The organism is Proteus myxofaciens ATCC 19692 (genome assembly GCF_001654855.1).
Lineage (GTDB): Bacteria > Pseudomonadota > Gammaproteobacteria > Enterobacterales > Enterobacteriaceae > Proteus > Proteus myxofaciens.
Genome location: NZ_LXEN01000020.1, coordinates 1 through 5,576 on the forward strand (window position 1 = coordinate 1; position 5,576 = coordinate 5,576).

Consider the following 5,576-nt stretch of genomic DNA (forward strand, 5'->3'; position numbering starts at 1 on the left):
GCTTATGATTTAAATTGAATATTTTTAGCAAAATGAACAGATGTTACCTTCTAAAAAATTAATAATATTACTTAAATATAGGAAAATTTATTATTCGAAAGCTAATATAATGCTCATTTATCAAGCAAATACATTGAAATAATTTTAGAGTAAAAAGGTAGAGAGAGTATAAAGCTTTGCTTATTCAAAAAAATTACGCTTTTGTTGCTAAATCGTAAGCGTTTTAAGATGATGACATCGCACTTTTTTACGTTGATAGCGTATGTTCTTGTGCTTAAAAGTTTGGAAATTCGGATAAGTTGAGAGAAAAGGTTTTGTTGCAAATTTAATATCCTTTTTGAAAAAGAGTTATGCTGTAAATCAATTTTTCAAAAGTAAAAGAAGTTATAGAAAATGAATGACATCGTTATTCATTTTCTATAACTGGTCTGATGACCTAGTCCTATAATCAAGAAAGATAATACGCTCTAAGAATACCTTTATGTCTTTTATAATTAATCTCAATATTGCTAATGTTATTAAAAATGACAATATGAGCATTTCAGGCAATTAATCCTCCAATAGCGTATTATTTTTATTGCTAGATACCGCGTAGAACTATGTTCAATTTTAATTTCGACATTATTTGTTATTTCAGTCGATGAAATTAGTTACCAAGATAATAATTACACACATAAAGCATTATGTTTTTTTTTATAGAACAGTGTTTTTACCCTATTCTTATCTATATCAATTAAAATCAAAAGACCCTTTGAAATAGAAATCAAAGGGTCGAAATTTGACTACTTAGCAGTTTATAGTAAATAGCCTCTCATACAGTGGGTTGAGTTGCTATTTTCCAGTTAATAGCACTGACACTTTTTTCTAAGCTTACGCGACAAACAATAGCTTCAATTTCTTTTTGCTCAACAGAAGTTGCAAGAACTTCAGCACAAACTTCTAATTGATTAGGTGAAAATGTATCTGCACTACTCAATGATTGTAATCTAATATGCAGACCGTTTATTGCTTGTAATATCAGAGTCCTCACGAGTATTTCATCTTCTGCATCGCAAATAATACGTATGGAATAACACTGAGGAAGATCAACCTCATATTGAGGATGAATATGAATACGCTGCGCTGCCTCTCTTAATAAAATATTAGCGCAAAGTATAAGAAAGGTTGCTACCGTTGCGAGTGAATATAAACTCAATCCACACAACACGCCAATACCAGCAGAACACCATAATGTCGCCGCTGTATTTAATCCACGTATATTCATGCCATCTCGCATAATCACACCTGCACCAAGGAAACCTATTCCTGATACAACTTGAGCGGCAATCCTTCCAGGACTGTCTGGCGATGTTTCAATAGAACTTAATATAAAAACAGCAGCACCTGTAGCAACAAGGGCATTCGTTCTTAATCCTGCCATTCTCTGTCGCCATTGACGCTCAGCGCCAATTAATGCGCCAAGGCACATTGCAACAATTAAGTTTAAAATATAAGGAGTGATAGCCATGGTTTTTCCTCCATTTAATCGTGGCTAATCATTAGATGCAAAAGCACCCTATTTTTCAGTTTGGTAAAATAAAGTACTCAAACTAGGAGGAGGAAATAATGAAAAAAATACAAAGCACATATACTCACCATTTTCCCTTTTATAAAGAAGGAAAATAATTCGGATAGTGCATAAAGGAAGTTTTAAGAAATGCACTGCCCACCCATTTAGGTAAGCAGCTAAAGTGGAGAAACCGACTTACCTAATTTTGTCTAATTGAGGTTTTTGAAAACCGTCTATTTCTGTGTCCAAGTGATATTCTCCAAATAAAATTTATCAAAAGTATAATGAGCAGTTGTTAGGATGTAAATGAACGTTAGCTAAACAAGTTACTTTTGTTTAATAGGACTAACAAAAGTTCCCTCTCCGCCTTCTTTTTCATTAAAAAACCAAATGCCTTTAGGATATTCTGGTAATGAGACTAAATACATTGTCCCCTCATTAAAGGTTTCAATAAGTAAAACAGTCCCAATACGATCTTCTGCGCCATCTGTTTTTACAATAACTTCATCATTTATCTGCATATCGTCTCCTGATAAATATTCTTATTCTCTTTTTTATATTGTACCCATAAAGAAAAAGCCTGCCACCTATAAGGTGACAGGCTTGAATAAATTTTTTAAAAGGCTTTAAATTACAGAGCTGTTACGTTAGCTGCTGCTGGACCTTTTGCACCGTTTTCAATAGTGAATTCTACGTTCTGACCTTCAGCCAGAGTTTTGAAACCGTTACCTTGAATGGCAGAAAAGTGAACGAATACGTCTTTGCTTCCGTCTGCTGGAGTAATAAAACCAAAGCCTTTAGACTCGTTGAACCACTTAACTTGACCTTTCATTTTGTCAGACATGTGACTTTCCTATATATCAAAAAAACGTTGCCTTCTCGGCATCTACTGGCCTGAACTACCTATAACTTATGGGGCACACAGAAGAAAACGGTCAAAAAGCGATGCTGTTTAAAACTCATTAACTTAGAATGTCAATCATAAATCAGGTCTGTATTTAGGCCTTACTCATTAACGCATGAGACACGCTTAATAGCAATAGTTTTATGCATCTAAAAGTTAAAAAAGTGCAGATTGCACATTAAAAAAACAATTCTTTCAAAATTTTGATCTGTTATTATCAAATTTATTTGATATTTTATATCCATAATTAACAATAGATAAGAATATTCCTAAGATAACATTAATAACAGTTAAGCATAGAATTTAAAAAAACTGTTCTACCTACTCGTCTCGTCTCCATGATAATCTGTCAATAAGAAACAAGTTTGCAACATTCATATTTTAAGGTATTTACAATGAATGTATTAAAAGACATTTTAGAGCGTGATTTAGACAGAATAAATAAAGCAGAGAAAAGAGATGGTAAACCCCATCTTAATAGCGATTTTTTGAGAAGCCATGTTTGGCTATGTATAAGTATGCTTTTGTCTTATATCCTACTAGCTGCTTTGCTTATCTATTCTCCTTATTTTGGTATCATATCACTCACCCTTTTCACCTTAATGTTCGTTATAATGGCTGGAGTATTGCTTTTTGATATCAAGCCCATTTATAAATTTGAAGATATTGGTGTTCTAGACCTGCGGGTTTGTTATAACGGTGAGTGGTATACGTTTGAAAAGCTTTCAGATGAGGCTTTAAGTGAAATTCGCCAACACCCTGCAATTTCTCAGCAAATAAAAGATGACATTGAAGAAATTATTCATAAAAAACAAGAGATCCATTTTTATGATGTTTATTTAATGGCTTTTGATCCTGTAAAAAAATCTCTTTCATCCAATCAATTATCACCACAAGTGTAATTAATTCTCCGTGTTATCGTAAAAGCACGGAGAATATTCTTCAAATTTTAATCATTTTGATGAGAAACCAACCAAACAGAATTTTTATGCATTTTTAGCGTTGACAGCTAAGTTCATCATCGCTATTATGCGCCTCGTTCTCAAGAAGAACGCGATTCCTCCATAGTTCAGTTGGTAGAACGGCGGACTGTTAATCCGTATGTCACTGGTTCGAGTCCAGTTGGAGGAGCCAAATTTAAAAGCCCGCTACTTATCTAAGTTAGCGGGCTTTTGCTTTCTAGCTTATATGCTTATTTACCGTTAACAATTTCTTGTTCAAGATGCACTTTATAAGCTTCAACATCTTTCTCAATCTGAGGTTGCTTCACAACATCAAAACAACCGAATGTTTTGAGTGGAGTCATCCCTAAAAATTGATTCGCTTTATGGAATGGGAAATAAACCGCATCAATACCTTTACCTTCAAAAAATTGGTTTTGCTCTTCGAAAGACTCAAAAGGTGCATTCCAAGTTACTGAAAGCAAATATTTTTTACCTTGTAAAAGTCCACCAGAACCATATTTTTTAGAAGGATCTTTACGCGTTCTTCCATCATCAAGAAACATTCTTTCATGACCTGCGCTAAATACATCATCGACATATTTCTTTAAGATCCAAGGCCCTTCCATCCACCATGCTGGCATTTGATAAATAATGACATCTGCCCACATAAAGTTTTCCACTTCATCTTCATTATTATATCCATCATCAATACGAATAGATTTCACATTAACTTGGTGAGAAGATAAAAATGAAGTAGCAACATCAGTAAGATGATCATTAAGTTTCCCTTCAGAACCACCAAATACTTTCGACGCATTTACAATATAAACATTAGTCACAGTACAATCCTTTAATAATCATAATAAACCTTGTAAATGACTTTAACGTAATTAAATGCGTTTTCCTTTACTCATTCTTCCGTCATTTTTGCCTAATAATCCAAATGCACCGTAGAATTACGTGTTTTCTTTAGTCTTTGTACATCTTTTAGGGGGGATAAACCAAATAGACGATGATATTCACGACTAAATTGTGATGCACTTTCATAACCCACTCTAAAAGCGGCTTCTGAGGCATCAACAGTTTCAATTAGCATCACCCTACGGGCTTCATTAAGCCTTAACCATTTTTGATATTGCAAAGGCGTCATTCCTGTTAAATCTTTAAAATGTGCATGAAATGAAGAATTACTCATTCCCACTTTGATCGTTAAATCTTCAATACGAATAGCATCCCGATAATGTGCTTTTATCCAATCTATAGCATCACTGATTTGACGACACTGAACCGATTGTGAAGCTAATAATTGCTGACGTGCACCATCTGTTGATTTCAATAAATAATAGAGGATCTCTTTTTGAATAAGTGGAGCAATAAAAGGTGCATCTTCTGGTGATCCTATTAATCTCACTAAACGTGTTACAGCTTCTAAAATAGCCCCTGTGGCAGGAACGATTTGTTGTGCAGTCTGTTCATTTGATTCTTGAAGTAACTGAAACTTATTTTCAGCTAATAACTCAGGGAGTAATGAAAGATTCAGACGAATTAAAACGGCTAAGAACGGCTTTTCTTTAGAGGCTTCACAAACTTTGGCAAAAGTAGGAACGTCAGAAGACGTTAGCAACATGTTCATTGGTCGATAACAATGTGTTTCTAAACCAATTGTCACTTGTTTACTACCTTGTGCCGCAATTGCTAAACTGGGTTGATACATCCAACCCTCAGGATCAGTTGTGGTAGTATAGCGACAAAGCGAAAGACCTTGAACAGAAGTATCCCAGCCACCTTCTTGCTCTTTAGTATATTCAAGCAATGTATTTTTAAAAATCTCAAACTCAGCCAAAGCTGATGTCGATAATAATGTGTTATTCATAGCAATGCCAAATTTAACGTGATTTTCAAATCGAATATTTATACCAAATCTACTTACTAGATTAATTTAAACACGTTATCCGAGAAAATACCTGTAAAATAGAAAAAGTATAGTGGATTTCAATTACTAGTAATTTCTTACGCCTTTTTTATGTTTTAGTGAGTGATAACTTATTATTTTTCCTCTTTTTTTATCAAAAAAAACGCAAATTGATGGACTCTTGAGCAAATAGTCATTTTTTTCCTTTTTTTACTTTACAATAAGGCAAGTGATAGCTATTATTCGCCTCGTTCTCACGAACAACGT

General features: G+C 33.9%; 6 protein-coding genes and 1 tRNA gene. 2 read left to right on the forward strand and 5 right to left on the reverse strand.

Features of this window, described 5'->3' with window-relative positions:
• Positions 1-811 precede the first annotated feature (811 nt).
• The 3 genes from M983_RS02540 to cspE all read right to left on the reverse strand — a co-directional run bounded on the left by M983_RS02540 (position 812) and on the right by cspE (position 2,393).
• Positions 812-1,507: an MgtC family protein gene (locus M983_RS02540; RefSeq protein WP_066746576.1), complete on the reverse strand. Its 696-nt coding sequence runs from the start codon at positions 1,505-1,507 to the stop codon at positions 812-814.
• Positions 1,508-1,875: 368 nt separating this feature from the next.
• The gene (gene dsrB, locus M983_RS02545) at positions 1,876-2,070 is read right to left on the reverse strand and encodes a protein DsrB (protein ID WP_066746579.1); all 195 of its coding nucleotides are present in this window, start codon (positions 2,068-2,070) and stop codon (positions 1,876-1,878) included.
• Positions 2,071-2,180: 110 nt separating this feature from the next.
• Positions 2,181-2,393 (reverse strand): transcription antiterminator/RNA stability regulator CspE, encoded by a 213-nt coding sequence (gene cspE, locus M983_RS02550; RefSeq protein ID WP_004243573.1) that lies wholly within the window; start codon positions 2,391-2,393, stop codon positions 2,181-2,183.
• Between the two features lie 455 nt (positions 2,394-2,848).
• Between cspE and M983_RS02555 the strand changes: the two genes are divergently transcribed.
• Both M983_RS02555 and M983_RS02560 read left to right on the forward strand, forming a co-directional pair.
• Positions 2,849-3,355, forward strand: a complete 507-nt coding sequence (locus tag M983_RS02555) for a YlaC family protein (protein WP_066746582.1) — start codon at positions 2,849-2,851, stop codon at positions 3,353-3,355.
• Between the two features lie 156 nt (positions 3,356-3,511).
• Positions 3,512-3,587, forward strand: a tRNA-Asn gene (locus M983_RS02560).
• Between the two features lie 58 nt (positions 3,588-3,645).
• Here M983_RS02560 and M983_RS02565 read toward each other — a convergent pair.
• Both M983_RS02565 and M983_RS02570 read right to left on the reverse strand, forming a co-directional pair.
• Positions 3,646-4,236: an NAD(P)H-dependent oxidoreductase gene (locus tag M983_RS02565; RefSeq protein WP_066746585.1), complete on the reverse strand. Its 591-nt coding sequence runs from the start codon at positions 4,234-4,236 to the stop codon at positions 3,646-3,648.
• A gap of 92 nt (positions 4,237-4,328) precedes the next feature.
• Positions 4,329-5,270: an AraC family transcriptional regulator gene (locus M983_RS02570; protein WP_083954525.1), complete on the reverse strand. Its 942-nt coding sequence runs from the start codon at positions 5,268-5,270 to the stop codon at positions 4,329-4,331.
• Positions 5,271-5,576 lie beyond the last annotated feature (306 nt).